This is a genomic window from Mesobaculum littorinae (genome assembly GCF_004011175.1).
Taxonomy (GTDB): domain Bacteria; phylum Pseudomonadota; class Alphaproteobacteria; order Rhodobacterales; family Rhodobacteraceae; genus Tranquillimonas; species Tranquillimonas littorinae.
Map to the genome: position 1 here is coordinate 21,471 of NZ_RQXX01000001.1, position 17,141 is coordinate 38,611.

Sequence of the window (17,141 nt, forward strand, 5' to 3'; positions counted from 1 at the left end):
TCGACTAGGGCGAACCGATGGCCTGATGGCCCGTGTGGTCGCAAGGGGCGGCCCGCCCGCGGGGGCAGGGCCGCTGATCTACGCGTGTGTCCGGTCGGGGCTTCAGCGTTCGGTCCCGATCAGCCCCATGCTTTCCAGTTTCAGCAGGACTTGGTGGGCGCAGTTGTCGACATCCACGTTCTGGGTATCGATCCGCAATTCCGGGTTCTTGGGCTCGTCATAGGGATCGGAGATGCCGGTGAACTCCTTGATCTTTCCCTCGCGCGCCAGCTTGTAGAGCCCCTTGCGGTCGCGGCGCTCGCATTCCTCGAGCGGGGTGGCGACGTGAACCTCGACGAAGGCGCCGAAAGCCTCGATATCCTCGCGCACCGCGCGGCGGGTGGCCGCGTAGGGCGCGATGGGCGCACAGATCGCGATGCCGCCGTTCTTGGTGATCTCGGACGCCACATAGCCGATGCGGCGAATGTTGAGATCGCGGTGCTCCTTAGAGAAACCCAGTTCGGACGACAGGTTCTTGCGCACGATGTCACCGTCGAGAAGCGTCACCGGGCGGCCGCCCATCTCCATCAGCTTGGTCATCAGCGCGTTGGCGATCGTCGACTTGCCCGACCCCGAAAAGCCGGTGAAGAGAACGGTGAACCCCTGTTCGGAGCGCGGCGGCGAGGTGCGGCGCAGTTCCTTGACGACCTCGGGGAACGAGAACCAGTCGGGGATTTCCAGCCCTTCGCGCAGGCGGCGGCGCAGCTCGGTGCCCGAGATGTTGAGGATCGTGACGTTATCCTTGTCCGCGATCTCGTCATTCGGTTCGTACTGGGCGCGCTCCTGCACGTAGACCATGTGTTTGAACGGCACCATCTCGATGCCCATCTCTTCTTGGTGCTCCTTGAACAGCTCCTGCGCGTCGTAGGGGCCGTAGAAGTCCTCGCCTTGGCTGTTCTTGCCCGGGCCGGCGTGGTCGCGGCCGACGATGAAGTGGGTGACGCCGTGGTTCTTGCGGATCAGGCCGTGCCACACCGCCTCGCGCGGGCCGGCCATGCGCATGGCGAGCGGCAGAAGGCTCATCGTCGTGGTCGCGGCGGGGTACTTGTCCAGCACCGCCTCGTAGCAGCGCACGCGGGTGAAGTGGTCGACGTCGCCCGGCTTGGTCATGCCGACGACGGGGTTGATCAGCAGGTTGGCCTGGCTTTCGCGCGCGGCGCGGAACGTCAGCTCTTGGTGCGCGCGGTGCAGCGGGTTGCGCGTCTGGAACGCGACGATCCGGCGCCAGCCCATCTTGCGGAAGAAGGCGCGCAGTTCGTTGGGCGTGTCGCGACGGGTCTTGAAGTCGTAGTGCGTGGGCTGCTGGATGCCGGTTACCGGCCCGCCCAGGTAGACCTTGCCGGCCTGGTTGTGCAGGTAGTTGACCGCCGGATGCGCATCGTCATCGGCACCGAAGACCTTTTCGGCCTCGCGCGACTTGTTGGGCACCCACTTGTCGGTGACGGTCATGGTGGCGAGGATCACGCCCTCCTGGTCGCGCAGGGCGATATCCTGCCCCGGCTCGATGCTGTCGGCGAACTTTTCGCCGACGTCCAGCGTGATCGGCATGGGCCAGAGGGTGCCATCGGCCAGGCGCATGTTCTCGACGACGCCGTCGTAGTCGGCCTCGCCCAGGAAACCCTTGAGCGGGTAGAAGCCACCGTTCATCAGCAGCTCGATGTCGCAGATCTGGCGCGGCGTCAGGTCGAGCGACGGCAGGGTGCCGGCTTCGACCTTCAGCTTCTGGGCCGAGTCGTACGAGACGTAGAGTTCCGGGATCGGGGCGAAGGAGTTCGACATCATGCGGGTCCTGTATGGTGAGGTGTCGAGGGTGGCGTTTGCGCCGGTCAGTTCGGCGTGCAGTGCGTTGTATTCGGCAAATTTCGAGGCAAGGAACCGATCGACCAGCCGGGCCTTCTCCGTGGCGCCACGCGTCGTCAGCTCGTAGCTGAAGCGGTGTCGCCGGTCGGGACCGGCGCGGTCGGTCACGCGCACGAACCCCGCCTCGCTTGCCTGGCGCAGCAGCGTGTTGAGTCGGCCAAGCGATATCCCGAGCGCCGCGGCGATCCCCCGCTGCGACGCTTCCGGCGTCAGGTCGACCTGGCGCAAGAGGCGGAAGGTCTGGCCTTCCTCGTCTGAAATCTCAGGGGCGTGCGTCACGGGTAGGGCCGATGGCTGAAAGTTTGTTCACGGATGAACACATTGCATATGCCCCGGCGTCATGGAACCCCCGAATCTGGGAGGCGAGCGAATTTCTGCGAAGTCTCTCCAGGTATGGGCGGCTTCGATCGCACCGCAGGACATGGCGAGCACGACGCCGCCCAGTCTCCCGCGGTCTGTCGAAGGGTGGCCAGCCGGGCGGCTTGGCCGGGGAGGGGAAGTCGGCGCGCGGGACGGTCCGCGCGCCGGAAATGCTCGGGGCTCGACGGTCGAAAGCGGATGAAACCGCGATCAGTGCCCCGCTTCGATCGGAGCGCCGTAGCCCAGCGGTTCGCTTTCGTCCTTGTCCTCGACCTCGCCCAGCCCGGCGAGGTAGCGTTCGGCCTCCAGCGCGGCCATGCAGCCCATGCCGGCGCTGGTCACAGCCTGGCGATAGACGTGGTCCGTCAGGTCACCCGCGGCGAAAACGCCGGGCACCGACGTTTCGGTCGAATCGGGCTTGGTCACCACGTAGCCACCGTGATGCGTGTCCAGCTGGTCGGCCACCAGTTCCGACGCCGGCGCGTGACCGATCGCCACGAAGAAGCCGGCGCAGGGCACCTGCGTCACCTCGCCGGTCTCGATATGGCGGGCCTTCACACCCTCGACGCCCAGCGGGGTCTCGGCGCCCACGACCTCGTCGACGGCGTGGTTCCACATGATCTCGACCTTGGGGTTCTTGAACAGCCGGTCCTGCAGGATCTTTTCCGCCCGCAGCGTGTCGCGGCGGTGGATCAGCGTGACCTTGCTGGCGAAGTTCGTCAAAAACAGTGCCTCTTCCACGGCGGTGTTGCCGCCGCCGATCACCACGACCTCCTGCCCGCGATAGAAGAAGCCGTCGCAGGTGGCGCAGGCCGACACGCCGAAGCCCTTGAACTTCTCCTCGCTGGGCAGGCCCAGCCACTTGGCTTGCGCACCCGTGGCCAGGATCAGCGCGTCGGCGGTGTAGACCGTGCCGCTGTCGGATTGCGCGGTGAAGGGCCGCCGCGACAGATCGAGCGAGGTGATGATGTCGCCGATGATCTCGGTCCCCATCTCGCGGGCATGGGCCTCCATCTTGACCATCAGGTCGGGGCCCATGATCGACGCCTCGCCGGGCCAGTTCTCGACATCGGTGGTGATGGTCAGCTGTCCGCCGGGCTGGATGCCCTGGATCAGGACGGGGTCCAGCATCGCGCGCGAGGCATAGACCGCGGCGGTGTAGCCCGCCGGGCCGGAGCCGATGATCAGAACCTTGCTGTGCTTCGTCTCGGCCATGGTGCCGCCCTTTCGTTTCTACGTTTCCGGTTTTGCCGGCGTGGCGTTCAGGTATGAAAGCTGGCAGTTGGTGGCAAGCCCATGGCACGGCATGAGAGCCCTCGCGAGGGGACATGGCGCGAAGGGGCCGCGCCTGTGCGGGCCTATTTCGAGCGGCGGAAAAGCTGCGCGTTCTGCGTGACGAAGTCCTTGAGCGGCTTGGACAATCCGCCAAGCTCGCGCCCTTTCATGTAAAGCGCACCGACGGTGGCCCCGATCGCGGCGCCGATCACGTCGACGATCAGATCCTTCATCGTGTCATGCAGCCCGGACTTCTGCATGTTGAAGCCGAAGATCTGGTCCATTCCGTATTCGAAGATCTCCCACACCGCGCCGATGGTAACGGCAAAGGAAAAGGCAATCAGACCCAGTGCCCAGGCCGGCGCGGCATAGCGGTCGCCCTCGAACAACATGAAGACGAAGAGAAAGCCCACTAGCCCGAAACCAAGCGCCGACCCCCCGTGCAGCACCATGTCCCACCACCAGTAGCGGTTGTAGAAATCGAAGGCCTCGCCAAGAAAAATCGTCGCGAAGATGAACAGCACGATCGCGGCGGTAAAGCTCATCGGCAGACGGATGCCGACGCGCGGCGCCAGCACGATGGGCAGCAGCGTCAGCGCGAATGTCAGCGCCGCCACGAAGGCCAGCGGCCACTGCCGTTCAAGCAGCGATGTCACGAATTCCAGCCCGAGCGCGGCCCAGACCAGCAGCACGGGGAGGGGGATGTTCTTCAGGCGCAATCTCGGCATGAGGTCACAGCTATGTGGCGCGCCTCCCGGGGGCAAGGAGCAACCAACCGTCCGGGAACGCGATCTGCCATCGGCGATGCTGGCCTGGGGCGGGGAGGGACCGGATCGGTTGTATTTTTGTTGCGCAACGCTGCAACATTATTGCGTCTCCAGAGCGATACCAGTAACAGGGCGTGAAATTCGGCCCTCTTGGGCTTTCTTGGAGACAATTGATGGCTGCCAGCAAACTCGACCCGATCGACCGCAAGATTCTGGCCGAGCTTCAGGCGGACGGGCGCATGACCAACGTCGAACTTGCGCGGCGCGTCGGGATCTCGGCCCCGCCCTGCCTGCGGCGGGTCCGCACGCTTGAGGAGGCGGGCTATATCAACGGCTACCACGCCCGGATCGACGCCCGCGCCATGGGGTTCGAGGTTCAGGTCTTCGCCATGGTCGGCCTGCAAAGCCAGGCCGAAGCCGATCTCGCCCGGTTCGAGGAGCAGTGCCGCGCCTGGCCCCTGGTCCGCGAATGCCACATGCTGAACGGCGAGGTGGATTTCATCCTGAAATGCGTGGCGCCGGACCTGTCGACCTTTCAGAGCTTTTTGACCGAGAAGCTGACCGCGGCGCAGAACGTGGCCAGCGTGAAGACCTCGCTTGTGATCCGTGGCGCCAAGGACGAACCCGGCGTGCCCTTCGACATCCTCGAAGACCGGCTGACGCGCTCGGCCTGAGCCCCGCGCGACGACGGGGCGCCGGATCGGTGGGGGCGCCGTCAGGCGACCTGGACCCACTCCAGATCCTCTTCGGTCAGCCGGGGCATGCAGAGCGGCCCGAAGGCCTCGACCCCCGAAAGATGGGGGAACAGCGACATGAACAGCTCGACGATCCCCGTGCCAAGCTGCGCAAGGTTCAGCGTGCCGGGATGGAAGCTTTCCACCTCGATCCCGCTGACCGACAGGGTTTGGTGACCGGCAAAGCCCAGGTGAAACGTGCGCATTGCCGAAATCGGGGTGATCTGGATCACGCGGGTGCCGTCAACCATCGCCGAAACCGGGGTCAGCGCGGCGTCGGTCTTCATCGCAGCGCGCAGCCTGGGCGCGCGGTTGACCAGCCGCGCCGCGGGGCCGAGCATCAGATCGGGCGCGGGACGGTCGAGGCCGAAGGCGTCCGCCGGCAGGCGGAACATGCGCACCGGTGGCTCGCCCGTCGGGTCGGGGACCAGCGTGATCGCCCCGATCCACAGCAGCGGCTCCCGGCCGTGCGATGTCTCGACCATCATGCCAGGCACCAGGTCCTCGACCGCGACGGGCCCCTCGGAGGTCGTCACCATCGCGCCGCGGCCGAATCCACCGAAGGCCTCTTCGAACATCGGGATGGCGGGGGCGGCCAGCGCCGTCGACTGGCTGTCGCCCGAGGGCAGCATCCAGGAAATGTCGTAGCGGCGCATCGGACCGGACGACAACATAGGCGGTGAAGGGTCGGGGCGGGGCGTCTTTTGCCGGGCGCTCCAGGCCGGCGTCACCCGCCATGACCCCGCGCGGGCAGAGGGGCCGGGGCGGGAATACGACATGACGTCAGTCCTTTCAGGGCCGTCTGGCGCCGCGCAGCGGGGCGGTTCGCGGAGAGGGGGCGAGGGATAGGGCGGGGGGTGCCCGAAGGAGCCGCGCAGATTGGATCAGACGGCGGGGAGCTCAGTGCCGGACACGTGCGCCCGCGGCTCAGCGTTTTGCAGGGGCCTGCGTCGGATGCAATTGGCTGATCGCTGTGGCATCCACGCTGTGCGCGGTGCGTTGCCAGGGCAGGCTGACCTCGGTCGTGCGGCTTTCGTCGATCGCGCTTTGCAGCCAGCGGCGGTTATGGGCCATGATCGGTCCTTCCTTGGTCTTTCGCGACCGTCCCGGCAGCTGGGACGCGCCTCTGTTGACCCCAGAAGACCTCTCTATTGGGGCGCGGATGGGGCGCTTGCAGGGAAAGTTGGGGCCGATTTGCGCGCCACGCCTGCCTTATTCCTGCCAAATTGCGCAGGGGGGTCGTTGGCGGGCCCGAGGGCTGGCGCGACCCGAGAGCTCTCACCACGAAAGGAAAGCCGGCAGTGCGTCGATACGGTCAGCGGCAAGGGAGCCGGAAATCAGAGCCGAATGGACGAGATCAGGCGGCCGTAATCGGCTTCTTGCCGGTGACAGGAGCGGCGGTAGGAGAAAAAGCGTGCCGCGTCGTCGTAGGTGCAATGCCCCGTCCATTCGGCTTGACCCACCCCCGCCGCGCGCAGGCAGTGCAGACCGAAGCCGGGCAGGTCGAACAGCATCCTGTCACCCGGGCCTTGAGCGAAGAACCGGGTGAGGTCGGGGTCCTCGGCCATGAAGCTGTCAAGGAACTCGGGCCCGACCTCGTAATTGCGCTGGCTGATGCAGGGGCCGATCACCGCGGTGATCCGGTCACGTTGCGCGCCCAGACGTTCCATCGCGTCGATGGTGTTGCCCAGGATGCCGGCCAGCGCGCCCTTCCATCCCGCGTGCGCGGCACCGATCACGCCGGCCTCGGCATCGGCGAAGAGAACGGGCTGGCAATCGGCGGTCAGGATCGCCAGCGCGATGCCCGGTTCGCGGGTGACCATCGCGTCGGCGCGCGGCGGCGGAACGGCGGCGGGCCCGGTAATCTCGACCACGTCGGCGGAGTGGACCTGATGCGCGGTCACCAGCGCCCCCGGCGCGACGCCCATGTCGGCGGCGACGCGGGCGCGGTTGATCGCCACTGCCTCGCGCTGGTCCGAAGATCCGATCCCGCAGTTCAGACCGCCGAACACGCCTGACGAGGCTCCGCCCTTGCGCGTGAAGAAGCCGTGGCGCACGGGGCGCAGGGCCGGTGCGGTCAGCACCTCCAGCGTCATTCTGCCAGGCCCGGCGGGGGCGGCGCATCTTTCGGGTGTATCGCCATCACCTGGAAAAGGTTGCCCATCTCCTCGGGGTGGGTCAACCGCCGATGCGCCGCGACATGGGTGTCGAACGCGGCACCGGTCATCCCTTGGGCAAGCGCCTGCGCCCGCGCCGTGATCCCGAGCCGTTCGAGGAAGACGCCCTGCGGCACTGGCCCCGTGGCCCCCGCCGGATGCGCCGCCGCGGCCAGGGGGCCGAAGGCCACATGGGCGGTCAGATCGGTTTCGCCGGGCGCATCCAGCGGCCCCGCTCTGCGATGGCCCGAGACGGCCTGCAGCGTGTCGCCGCGCGACTGCGCCGCGCCGTAATCGACGATCAGTGCCGCGCCGCCGTACCGCGCCACATGCGCTCCCAGGGTTGCGGCCGTCGCCTCGGACGGCGCGCTGTATTCGACCATCTCGCCCTCGGGCGTGACGGCGCGCAGGGGTTCGAGCGCGGCAAAGCGATCCTCGGGCGACAGGGCGAAGGCCAGGGCACTGCTGCCCGCGTCGCCCTGCGCGGTGACCATCCGTTCGCGCCATCCGTCGCCCGCCCGCAGGAACTGGCGCACGGGCAGGCAGTCGAAGAACTCGTTGGCCACGAGGAAAAGCGGCATCTCCGGCAGCTCGGACAGGCCGTCGATCCACGCGGGCGCGTGGGGCGCAAGCGCCCGGGCCTGATCGGCCCGCAGCGGCCCGGAGCTGTCCATCAGCGTCAGCCGCATCGCGTCGTGGAAGCCGGGCACCTGCCGCGTCGCGCGCAGCAGGTCGGCCATCAGCGTGCCGCGGCCGGGGCCCAGTTCGGCCAGGCAGAACGGGGCCGGCGCCCCCTGGTCCAGCCAGGCTTGCGCCAGCGACAGGCCCAGAAGCTCGCCGAACATCTGGCTGATCTCGGGCGCGGTGATGAAATCCCCCTCACGGCCCAGCGGCGTGCGCACGGCGTAATAGCCGAACTCGGGGTGGGTCAGGCAGGCCGCCATGTAATCGCCCACCGTCATCGGCCCAAGCGCCCGGATCTGCCGGAGGATCCAGTGCGCCGCCGGCGTCCTGCGGGCGGCGGCGGTCTCGTGCGGCCCGCTCATGCCGGGGCGGGGCGGCGGCGCAATGCGACGATCAGGAAACCCAGCCCCAGCGCCAGCATCGGCAGCGACAGAAGCTGGCCCATCGACAGGCCGAAATCGCCCAGTTGCACGACATATCCCATCGGGTTCGCCGCGGTGATGAACTGCGGATCGGCCTGGCGGAACAGCTCGACAAAGATCCGCGCCAGTGCGTAGCCCGACAGGAACACGCCCACGCAGAACCCCGGACGCTTCAGCGCGCCCAGCGCATAGACCAGCCAGATCAGCAGCCCGCCCAGCACCAGCCCTTCCAGCCCGGCTTCGTAAAGCTGCGAGGGGTGGCGCGCGCACAGCCCGTCGACATTGGTGCAGCTTTGCGCCCGGGCGCCGGGAAAGATCACCGCCCAGGGCGCGGTCGAAGGCCGCCCCCAAAGCTCGGCATTGACGAAGTTCGCGATCCGCCCCAGCAGCAGCCCCGGCGGCACTGCCAGCGACAGCAAGTCGAGCAGCGACAGCACCGGCATCGGGTGGCGGCGCAGGAACCACGCACCGCCGAGGACCACGCCGATCATGCCACCGTGGAACGACATGCCGCCGGTCCAGATCGCCGGGATCTGGGCCGGGTTCTCCAAGTAGTAGCCCGGCTGGTAGAACAGCACGAAGCCCAGCCGCCCGCCCAGCACGATGCCCAGGATCACGGCCGTGACCAGATCCTCGATCGCGTCGGCCGGGATCGGGGCGCGTCCGCCGGGCCACAGCCGGTCGCGCCGTACCGTCATCACCGCCAGCCGCCAGCCGGCGAGGATGCCCACGATATAGGCCAGCGCGTACCAGCGCAGCGCGAAGTCAAAGCCGCCGACCGAGATCGAGAAGACCTCGGACGAGATGTCGGGGAAGGAGAGAACTGCCTGCATGGGCGGGGTCAGAGCCCGGCGGCGCGGCAGAGTCAAGCCACGTCGCGGGCCGCTTGAGAATACCCGCCGATACGCCCATATAAGGGATAACCGACAAGGGAGCCCATCCATGCAGACCCGTAACAAGATCTTCGACGACGTCTCGCAACTGATGACCAACGCCATGGGCGTGGCACAGGGCGCGCGGGGCGAGGCAGAGACCGCGATGAACGGCTGGATCGACCGCTTTCTCGCCGATCGCGATCTGGTCACGCGCGAGGAATTCGATGCCGTTCGCGTCATGGCGCAGAAGGCGCGCGAGGAAAACGAGGCGCTGAAATCGCGCATCGCCGCACTTGAGGCCAAGCACGCCGGAGAGTGATCCGGCGACCCTTCGCGCGGCGGGAGGGGGCATCTTACGCAGACTTTTGACTGAGGCGTCCGTGACCGCGGGCGCCTCAATTCATTCTTAACCCCGTTCCGCGCAGGGTGGCCCTGTCGTGGACGGCTTTTTGCCGAAATATCGCGCAGGCGCCGGGCCCGTCCGGGCCGTTCTGCGGGCAGGGGATGCCCGGGCCCGTGACAGGGACCGCGGGGACGTCGGCAGGTTGGCCATAGTCAGGGGGAGGGTGCCGCACAGGACCACGGTCGGTTCAGGACCAGAATCTCACAGGCTTACGCACAGGCTGTGGATATCGGCTGGGGACAAGACTCGGTGGTTGGGGATTTCTCATCCACAAGAGAGTGCAGTTGTCACCAACATTTCGCTTTACAGGGGTGTGCTTTCCGCACACCATATTTCGTGAGGGTGCGCGCCTCGTCCGCCGCCCCTAGAGCAGGCACCAAGCGGTAGGTCCTTCGCGGATTTTCCGCCACAACCAGCGAGGCCGCCCATGTCGCTTTCCGAGCAGTACCTCGATACCGCCGAAATCCACCCGATCGATATCGTCGAGCATCTTGCCGAGATCCATGATTGGGAATTCGACCGCGTGGGCGACGACCAGATCGCGATGACGGTGGAAGGGCAGTGGCGCACCTATTCCATCACCCTCGCCTGGTCGTCCTATGACGAAACGCTGCGCCTGATCTCGACCTTTGAATTCGAACCGCCCGAGGATCGTCTGGCCGAGCTGCACGAGGTGCTGAACGCCACGAACGACCAGTGCTGGACCGGGGCCTTCACCTACTGGGCCGAACAGCGGCTGATGGTGTGGCGCTACGGGCTGGTTCTGGCCGGCGGGCAGATCGCCGGGCCGGAACAGATCGACCGGCTGATCACCGCGGCCGTGGTTGCCGCCGAACGCTTCTACCCCGCTTTCCAGCTGGTCGTCTGGGGCGACCGCAGCACCAAGGACGCGATGCAGATCGCCATCGCCGAGGCATACGGCCGGGCGTAAGACCCGGGTTTTCTGAGGGCGGCCCCGGACCCCCGGGGCCCGGTTTCATACACGGCAGACCCCGCCGCCGGGCGACCGGCGGCGGGTTTCCCTTGTCCCGCCCCGTGTTCGGCGGCGCCTTATTCGGCGGCGTGGGCCATCCTGTCCCGGGCGCGGTCCGGGACCTTGTCTTCGGCGCCATCACGGGTGTCGTCGCGATAAAGGTAGTCGCGTGTCAGCGGGACGGCCGCCTTGTCGTGCGCAAGCTGCACCTGGTAGACGACCTGCTGCGCATGGCGGAACGTCATCTCGCAGGCGATCAGGTAGTAGCGCCACATGCGGCAGAAACGTTCATCGTAGATCTCCCGCGCGCGGTCGATGTTGGACATGAAGCGGTCGTACCAGTGCCGGATCGTCTCGGCATAGTGCAGCCGCCAGATCTCGACATCGGTTGAGGCGAGGTTTTCCTTTTCGACCGCGGCCATCATCTCGGACAGGGCGGGGATATAGCCCCCGGGAAAGATGTAATTCGCGATCCACGGGCTGGTGGCACCCGGGGGCCCGCCGCGGCCGATGGTGTGGATCAGGGCGATGCCCTCGGGCTTGAGCTTGTCGTGGACATGGCGGAAATACTCGCGGAAATGCGGTGCGCCGACATGTTCGAACATGCCCACCGACACGATGCGATCGAAGGTTTCGGTCACGTTGCGGTAATCGACCAGCCGGAATTCGACCCGGTCCTGCAGCCCTGCCTCCTTCGCGCGCTGCACCGCAACCTTGTGCTGCTCCTGGCTGAGCGTGACGCCCAGGACATGCGCGCCGTAGTCGCGCGCCAGTGTCAGCGCCATCCCGCCCCAGCCACAGCCGATGTCCAGCACCCGCATGCCCGGCTCGATCAGAAGCTTGCCGGCAATATGCGCCTTCTTGGCCTCCTGCGCCTCTTCCAGCGTCATGTCGGGCCGGGTGAAATAGGCGCAGCTGTATTGCTTGTCGATATCGAGGAAGAGATCGTAAAGCTCGCCCGACAGGTCATAGTGATGCGCGACGTTCGACTGGGCCTTGCCCACGGGGTTCCACTGCGCCAGCCGCCGCAGGGCGGTGCGGGAATGATTCGCCGCCGTCTGCCACCAGACAAAATCGCGCCGCGCCGTGTTGCGCACTGCAAGGTCCATGAAGCCGTGAAGATCGTCGTTTTCGATGACCAGATCGCCGTCGGTGTAGCCTTCGCCGACGCCCAGGTCGGGGCTTTGCACGATGCGCTTTGGCAGGCTGCGATCGCGAAGCGCGACCCGAACCGGCGTTCCGGTTCCGTCGCCGTAGCGGTTGACCTGCCCGTCGGGCATCGTGACCTCAAGCGTGCCGGTCTTGATGATCCGTCGCACGGCCTGATCGAATGCCTTGTCCCACATCGTGAACCCCCTTGTCGCGAAGGCCCCGGCCCTTGGGCGGGGCACGTCTTCTGCGGAACGATGGCGAACCGTCCCGTTCACTTTGCAACTCTGGGACTTTGTTCCATCACGTCAAGACTTTGTTAACCTCGATGTGTTGCGCACCATGTGCGGACGTCTCGGGCAGGGCGGATTCGATCAACCCCGGGCCGGGGGCACAGCGGGCACGCCGGTCCGCTCGGGCTGGGCATGGCGTTGCGAGCGGCGGCGTCGCGGCGGCCCGGCTTGACTTCCCGGGCCGGGCGCGGTGTATCGACCGCGATCCGCCGACGCCTGAAAGGAGGCAAGATGCACGCCTATCGCAGCCAGACCTGCGCCGACCTCAACACCGATTTCGTGGGGCGGGACGTGCGCCTTGCCGGATGGGTGCATCGTGTGCGCGACCATGGGGGCGTGCTGTTCATCGACCTGCGCGACCATTTCGGCATGACGCAGGTGATCTGCGACCCCGACAGCCCGGTCTTCGACCAGGTTGAGAAGCTGCGCGCCGAATGGTGCGTGCGCATCGACGGCACCGTGAAGGCCCGCGCGCCGGAACTGGTGAACGCCAAGATCCCCACCGGCGAGATCGAGGTCTATGCCCGCGACATCGAGGTGCTGGGCCAGGCCAGGGAACTGCCGCTGCAGGTCTTCGGCGACCAGGAATACCCCGAGGAGACTCGGCTCAAGTATCGCTACCTCGATCTGCGCCGCGAAAAGCTGCACGACAACATCGTTCTGCGGTCGAACGTGGTGAAGGATCTGCGCGAACGCATGTGGGCGCAGGAATTCAACGAATACCAGACGCCGATCATCACCGCCTCCTCCCCAGAGGGCGCGCGCGACTTCCTGGTGCCCTCGCGCCTCCACCCGGGCAAATTCTACGCGCTGCCGCAGGCGCCGCAGCAGTTCAAGCAGCTGATCATGGTGTCGGGCTTCGACAAGTATTTCCAGATCGCGCCCTGTTTCCGCGACGAGGATCCGCGCGCCGACCGCAGCCCGACCGATTTTTACCAGCTCGACCTCGAGATGTCCTTCGTCGAACAGCAGGACGTCTTCGACACCATCCAGCCGGTGATCCAGGGCTGCTTTGAAAAGTTCGGCGGCGGGCGTCCGGTCGACAGTGTCTGGCCGCAGATTTCCTACGCCGATGCCGCGCTCTGGTACGGCACCGACAAGCCCGACCTGCGCAACCCGATCAAGATGCAGGTGGTCAGCGACCATTTCCGCGGCTCGGGTTTCGCGATCTTCGCCAACCTGCTGGAAAAGGACGGCACCCAGATCCGCGCCATTCCGGCCCCCGGTGGCGGCAGCCGCAAGTTTTGCGACCGCATGAACGCGTTTGCCCAGAAAGAAGGTCTGCCCGGCATGGGCTACATCTTCTGGCGTGACGGCGAGAACGGGGTCGAGGCAGCGGGCCCGCTGGCCAAGAACATCGGGCCCGAGCGGACCGAGGCGATCCGCCAGCAGCTGGGCCTTGGCAAGGGGGACGCCGCCTTCTTCCTCGGCGGGCGTCCGTCGGACTTCGAACGTGTCGCCGGCCGCGCCCGCGTCGTGATCGGCGAAGAGCTGGGCCTGACCGACCTCAACCGCTTTGCCTTTGCCTGGATCGTCGATTTCCCGATGTACGAGGCAGATGAGGAGACGGGCAAGATCGACTTCTCCCACAACCCCTTCTCGATGCCGCAGGGTGGGCGCGAGGCGCTGGACGGCGATCCGCTGGAGGTTCTGGGCTACCAGTACGACCTGGCCTGCAACGGTTACGAACTGGTCTCGGGCGCGATCCGGAACCACCGCCCCGACATCATGTTCAAGGCGTTCGAGCTGGCGGGCTATGGTGAAGACGAGGTGCGCAAGCGCTTCGGCGGCATGGTCAACGCGTTCCAGTACGGCGCGCCTCCGCATGGCGGCTGCGCCGCGGGCATCGACCGGATGGTCATGCTGCTGGCCGACGAACAGAACATCCGCGAGGTCATCATGTTCCCGATGAACCAGCGCGCCGAGGATCTGATGATGGCCGCCCCGTCCGAACCCACGGGCGATCAGCTGCGCGAACTGGGCCTGCGGGTCCTGCCGCGCGAAGACTGATGCAGGACTGCGAACGCGATCGGCTGGCCGGACGGCTGGCCGATTTCGATACGGGAGAGTTCCACTTTCCCGACCTCTACGGCCCCGGCTGGGACAGCCTGCCTATCGGCGAGAAGGTCAGCCGGGGTCGCGACTTCCTGAAGGCCGTGCGCAACGGCGACTTTCCGGGCGTCGACGACACGGGCCGCAAGGCCGGGGGCGGCCGGCTTTACCGCTGGGACGGGCGCTAGGCGCCGATACTCTGAACATGGGACCGGGCACAGCGCCCGGCTGCGCCGAACCCTCGACCCGAGGGGCGAGGGTGCCTGCCCCAAGCCCTCGGATCCGAAGGCGCGCCCCTGGTTTCTTCTCTTCTAAAATACTCCCGCCGGAGGCGTCCATCGGCAGCGCCCAGGCGAAACCTCTCGGCCGATCGCGAAAAATCGCAGGCAGGACGTGCCCGCCCAGGGGTCGCCCTCGGCAACTCAAGGCCCATATCCGGGACAGAAGGGGCCGGTTCCGGCCCGGTTTTTGCCAGACACGCAAAGGACATCCCATGCGATATCGCCCCCTCGGCCCCAGCGGCCTGTTCGTATCCGAGCTTTGCCTCGGCACCATGACCTTCGGCGGCGACGACGGGCAGTGGGGCAAGATCGGGCGCCTGCAACAGGACGAGGCCGATCAGCTGGTGAAGACGGCGCTCGACGCGGGCGTGACCTTCTTCGACACCGCCAACGTCTATGCGGGCGGCGAAAGCGAACGCATCTTCGGCCAAAGCCTCAAGAACCTCGGTGTCGCGCGCGACGATGTAGTCGTGGCGACCAAGGTCATGGGCCCGATGGGCGAGGGGCCGAACAAGCGCGGCGCCTCGCGCGGTCATATCCTGGCGCAGTGCAAGGAAAGCCTTGGGCGCCTCGGCCTCGACCACATCGACCTCTACCAGATCCACGGCTTCGATCCCGCGACGCCGATGGAAGAGACGCTCGAGGCGCTGAACCTTCTCGTCCAGCACGGCCACGTCAACTATATCGGCCTGTCGAACTGGGCCGCGTGGCAGATCATGAAGGCCGTGGGCCTGACCCGGGCCCGGCAACTGGCGCCGATCCTTTCGCTGCAGGCCTACTACACTCTGGTCGGCCGCGGGCTTGAGCGCGAGGTCGTGCCGATGCTGCGGTCCGAGGGCCTTGGCCTGATGGTCTGGAGCCCGCTGGCCGGCGGGTTCCTCTCGGGCAAGTACACCCGCGACAACATCGCGCCCGAGGGTGGACGCCGGGCCGAGTTCGACTTTCCGCCCGTCGATACCGACCGCGCGTTCCCCGCGCTGGACGCCATGCGCGAGATTGCCGAGACCAAGGGCGCAAGCGTCGCGCAGATCGCGCTGGCCTGGCTTCTGCACCAGAAGGTGGTGACCAGCGTCATCATCGGGGCCAAGCGGCCCGAGCAACTGGCCGACAACCTGGGCGCCGTCGATGTCACCCTCTCCGACGACGAGCTTGCGCGGCTTGACGACCTGACCGCGCTGCCGCCCGAGTATCCCGGCTGGATGCTGCAACGACAGGGCGAATACCGCCGCGGCCAGCTGGAGCACAGCTAGGCGCGCGCGACCCGCCGTGCCGCCCCGACCCATGGGGCAGGGCGCGGCGGACTGCCGCCCCGGCGGGGGCGGCCCCGTGCCGATCCGGTGCGGTCGCCGCGAAACGTGATGCACGGATCGCGCGGAGGTGCGGTAAAGGGGGGCAACGGCCGGGCTCTCCCGGCCAGCCATCCCACGGGCCCCTCATGACCTCGACCAGAGTATGACCCTCAGCAGCCTTTCCGCGATCCGCTTCGGCTATGGTCCGGGCGCGCGCGCGATGCCCTCTGGGGCCGAGGCGATCCTTGCCTCGCTGTCCGCCCCCGACGATTTGCTTCGGGCGTTCCCGATGCCGTCCCTCGACAGGGCGCTGAAGATCGCGCGCGCCGACCGCGATGCGCAAAAGGCGGTGGCCCGCAATGAGCCGGGCGCCGAGACGGTGAAAGAGCGTACGCGGCAGGACCTGTCGTCGGCGCAGATGAGCGGGCTGCGCCAGTCGCTGGCCCGGGTTGCCGACAGCCCGGCGCCCTTTCGCGAGCGCCTCATGCATTTCTGGGCCGATCACTTCGCGGTTCGTGTCACGCAGACCCGGCTGTCCGGCCTTGGGCCCGCTTATCTGGACCAGGCGATTCGGCCGAATATCGCTGCGCAGTTCGGCGATCTGCTCAAGGCCGCGGTGCTTCACCCGGCGATGCTTGTCTACCTCGACCAGGTCGCCTCGGTCGGGCCCGGGTCGGCCTTGGGGCGCGACCGGGGGCAGGGGCTGAACGAGAACCTCGCGCGCGAAGTGCTGGAACTGCACACGATGGGCGCCGAGGGCAGCTATACCCAGGCCGACGTGACCGAGTTCGCGGAGCTGCTGACCGGGCTCTCCTTCAACATCAACAAGGGCCCGCTGTTCCTGCCCAGGCGGGCCGAGCCGGGCGCGGAGACGGTGCTGGGCGTGGCCTACGGCGGCGCGAAACCCGGCCGGCGCGACATCCTCGCCTTTCTGGACGACCTCGCCCTGCATCCCGACACGGCGCATCACGTCTCGACCGCGATCGCCACGCATTTTCTGGCCGACCGCCCCGATCCCGGGGTCATCGCAGAGATGGAAACAGCGTGGAGCCGCAGCGACGGCAACCTGATGCAGGTCTATTCGGCTATGCTCGACCATCCCGCAGCCTGGGCGACAGAGCTTGGCAAGGCCAAGCGGCCCTTCGATTTCATGGCCAGCGCACTGGTCGCGCTGGGCGTCGCCGGGAGCACGGTGTCGAACATGCCCAACAAGCTTCTGAACCAGGCCTTTGCCCGCCCGGCACAGGTCATGGGGCAACCTTTCATGGCCCCGCCCGACCCCTCAGGCTGGTCCGAAGAGGCCGCGGCCTGGATCACGCCGCAGGGCCTGGCAGGGCGCATCCACTGGGCGATGTCGGTGCCGGCAAGGCTGGTCGATCCGCTGCCCGATCCGCGCGACTTCGTCCTCACCGTGCTGGGGGACATGGCGTCCGAGCGGCTGGTCTGGGCGGCCGCGGCGTCGGAAACGCGCGACCAGGGGGTGGGCCTCGTGCTGTCCGCGCCCGAATTCAACCGCAGGTAGGTGGGGC

General features: G+C 67.1%; 16 protein-coding genes. 7 read left to right on the forward strand and 9 right to left on the reverse strand.

From position 1 onward, the window contains the following. Nucleotides 1-102: 102 nt before the first annotated feature. The 3 genes from EKE94_RS00125 to EKE94_RS00135 form a co-directional block, all read right to left on the reverse strand. Nucleotides 103-2,178: a bifunctional sulfate adenylyltransferase/adenylylsulfate kinase gene (locus EKE94_RS00125; RefSeq protein ID WP_127904581.1), complete on the reverse strand. Its 2,076-nt coding sequence runs from the start codon at nucleotides 2,176-2,178 to the stop codon at nucleotides 103-105. Between the two features lie 291 nt (nucleotides 2,179-2,469). Further along, entirely contained in the window at nucleotides 2,470-3,474 is a 1,005-nt protein-coding gene (trxB, locus tag EKE94_RS00130) for a thioredoxin-disulfide reductase (protein WP_127904582.1), read from the reverse strand. Between the two features lie 143 nt (nucleotides 3,475-3,617). Further along, nucleotides 3,618-4,262, reverse strand: a complete 645-nt coding sequence (locus EKE94_RS00135) for a hypothetical protein (RefSeq protein WP_127904583.1) — start codon at nucleotides 4,260-4,262, stop codon at nucleotides 3,618-3,620. A 212-nt stretch (nucleotides 4,263-4,474) separates the two neighbouring features. Between EKE94_RS00135 and EKE94_RS00140 the strand changes: the two genes are divergently transcribed. Next, the gene (locus tag EKE94_RS00140; RefSeq protein ID WP_127904584.1) at nucleotides 4,475-4,975 is read left to right on the forward strand and encodes an Lrp/AsnC family transcriptional regulator; all 501 of its coding nucleotides are present in this window, start codon (nucleotides 4,475-4,477) and stop codon (nucleotides 4,973-4,975) included. A gap of 41 nt (nucleotides 4,976-5,016) precedes the next feature. Here EKE94_RS00140 and EKE94_RS00145 read toward each other — a convergent pair whose 3' ends face one another. From EKE94_RS00145 to lgt, 5 genes are all read right to left on the reverse strand, one after another. Further along, the gene (locus EKE94_RS00145) at nucleotides 5,017-5,691 is read right to left on the reverse strand and encodes a Hint domain-containing protein (protein ID WP_164870773.1); all 675 of its coding nucleotides are present in this window, start codon (nucleotides 5,689-5,691) and stop codon (nucleotides 5,017-5,019) included. Between the two features lie 271 nt (nucleotides 5,692-5,962). After that, complete coding sequence (locus EKE94_RS18505) at nucleotides 5,963-6,109, reverse strand: hypothetical protein (RefSeq protein WP_164870774.1); 147 nt, start codon at nucleotides 6,107-6,109, stop codon at nucleotides 5,963-5,965. A gap of 263 nt (nucleotides 6,110-6,372) precedes the next feature. Then, nucleotides 6,373-7,131, reverse strand: coding sequence for a peptidoglycan editing factor PgeF (pgeF, locus tag EKE94_RS00150; protein WP_127904586.1), 759 nt, complete (start codon nucleotides 7,129-7,131; stop codon nucleotides 6,373-6,375). After that, on the reverse strand, nucleotides 7,128-8,237 hold the full coding sequence (locus tag EKE94_RS00155) for a class I SAM-dependent methyltransferase (protein ID WP_127904587.1): 1,110 nt from the start codon (nucleotides 8,235-8,237) through the stop codon (nucleotides 7,128-7,130). Before EKE94_RS00155 ends, pgeF begins: the two co-directional genes overlap by 4 nt. Beyond that, nucleotides 8,234-9,130: a prolipoprotein diacylglyceryl transferase gene (gene lgt / locus EKE94_RS00160; protein ID WP_127904588.1), complete on the reverse strand. Its 897-nt coding sequence runs from the start codon at nucleotides 9,128-9,130 to the stop codon at nucleotides 8,234-8,236. Before lgt ends, EKE94_RS00155 begins: the two co-directional genes overlap by 4 nt. Nucleotides 9,131-9,239: 109 nt before the next feature. Here lgt and EKE94_RS00165 point away from each other — a divergent pair, with 109 nt between their 5' ends. After that, nucleotides 9,240-9,491 (forward strand): accessory factor UbiK family protein, encoded by a 252-nt coding sequence (locus EKE94_RS00165; RefSeq protein ID WP_127904589.1) that lies wholly within the window; start codon nucleotides 9,240-9,242, stop codon nucleotides 9,489-9,491. 511 nt (nucleotides 9,492-10,002) lie between these two features. After that, a complete protein-coding gene (locus EKE94_RS00170) occupies nucleotides 10,003-10,506 on the forward strand; it encodes a type III secretion system chaperone family protein (protein ID WP_127904590.1) in 504 nt (167 codons plus the stop codon). 119 nt (nucleotides 10,507-10,625) lie between these two features. Here the strand turns inward: EKE94_RS00170 and EKE94_RS00175 are convergent, their stop codons facing one another. Beyond that, nucleotides 10,626-11,894: an SAM-dependent methyltransferase gene (locus EKE94_RS00175; protein ID WP_127904591.1), complete on the reverse strand. Its 1,269-nt coding sequence runs from the start codon at nucleotides 11,892-11,894 to the stop codon at nucleotides 10,626-10,628. Between the two features lie 327 nt (nucleotides 11,895-12,221). Between EKE94_RS00175 and aspS the strand changes: the two genes are divergently transcribed. The 4 genes from aspS to EKE94_RS00195 all read left to right on the forward strand — a co-directional run bounded on the left by aspS (nucleotide 12,222) and on the right by EKE94_RS00195 (nucleotide 17,134). Further along, nucleotides 12,222-14,000, forward strand: coding sequence for an aspartate--tRNA ligase (gene aspS / locus EKE94_RS00180; RefSeq protein WP_127904592.1), 1,779 nt, complete (start codon nucleotides 12,222-12,224; stop codon nucleotides 13,998-14,000). Beyond that, nucleotides 14,000-14,230, forward strand: a complete 231-nt coding sequence (locus EKE94_RS00185) for a DUF1413 domain-containing protein (RefSeq protein ID WP_127904593.1) — start codon at nucleotides 14,000-14,002, stop codon at nucleotides 14,228-14,230. The genes aspS and EKE94_RS00185 overlap by 1 nt, the downstream gene beginning before the upstream one ends. A gap of 305 nt (nucleotides 14,231-14,535) precedes the next feature. After that, complete coding sequence (locus tag EKE94_RS00190; protein WP_127904594.1) at nucleotides 14,536-15,573, forward strand: aldo/keto reductase; 1,038 nt, start codon at nucleotides 14,536-14,538, stop codon at nucleotides 15,571-15,573. Nucleotides 15,574-15,775: 202 nt separating this feature from the next. Next, nucleotides 15,776-17,134: a DUF1800 domain-containing protein gene (locus tag EKE94_RS00195; protein ID WP_127904595.1), complete on the forward strand. Its 1,359-nt coding sequence runs from the start codon at nucleotides 15,776-15,778 to the stop codon at nucleotides 17,132-17,134. Nucleotides 17,135-17,141: the final 7 nt, after the last annotated feature.

Bases quoted from the DNA above. Each gene is read 5' to 3' on its own strand.
- EKE94_RS00195 (WP_127904595.1), top strand. From the start codon at position 15,776: ATGACCCTCAGCAGCCTTTCCGCGATCCGCTTCGGCTATGGTCCGGGC.
- EKE94_RS00175 (WP_127904591.1), bottom strand. From the start codon at position 11,894: ATGTGGGACAAGGCATTCGATCAGGCCGTGCGACGGATCATCAAGACC.
- EKE94_RS00135 (WP_127904583.1), bottom strand. From the start codon at position 4,262: ATGCCGAGATTGCGCCTGAAGAACATCCCCCTCCCCGTGCTGCTGGTC.
- EKE94_RS00140 (WP_127904584.1), top strand. From the start codon at position 4,475: ATGGCTGCCAGCAAACTCGACCCGATCGACCGCAAGATTCTGGCCGAG.
- trxB (WP_127904582.1), bottom strand. From the start codon at position 3,474: ATGGCCGAGACGAAGCACAGCAAGGTTCTGATCATCGGCTCCGGCCCG.
- EKE94_RS00185 (WP_127904593.1), top strand. From the start codon at position 14,000: ATGCAGGACTGCGAACGCGATCGGCTGGCCGGACGGCTGGCCGATTTC.
- EKE94_RS18505 (WP_164870774.1), bottom strand. From the start codon at position 6,109: ATGGCCCATAACCGCCGCTGGCTGCAAAGCGCGATCGACGAAAGCCGC.
- pgeF (WP_127904586.1), bottom strand. From the start codon at position 7,131: ATGACGCTGGAGGTGCTGACCGCACCGGCCCTGCGCCCCGTGCGCCAC.
- EKE94_RS00170 (WP_127904590.1), top strand. From the start codon at position 10,003: ATGTCGCTTTCCGAGCAGTACCTCGATACCGCCGAAATCCACCCGATC.
- EKE94_RS00155 (WP_127904587.1), bottom strand. From the start codon at position 8,237: ATGAGCGGGCCGCACGAGACCGCCGCCGCCCGCAGGACGCCGGCGGCG.
- aspS (WP_127904592.1), top strand. From the start codon at position 12,222: ATGCACGCCTATCGCAGCCAGACCTGCGCCGACCTCAACACCGATTTC.
- EKE94_RS00190 (WP_127904594.1), top strand. From the start codon at position 14,536: ATGCGATATCGCCCCCTCGGCCCCAGCGGCCTGTTCGTATCCGAGCTT.
- EKE94_RS00165 (WP_127904589.1), top strand. From the start codon at position 9,240: ATGCAGACCCGTAACAAGATCTTCGACGACGTCTCGCAACTGATGACC.
- EKE94_RS00145 (WP_164870773.1), bottom strand. From the start codon at position 5,691: ATGCGCCGCTACGACATTTCCTGGATGCTGCCCTCGGGCGACAGCCAG.
- lgt (WP_127904588.1), bottom strand. From the start codon at position 9,130: ATGCAGGCAGTTCTCTCCTTCCCCGACATCTCGTCCGAGGTCTTCTCG.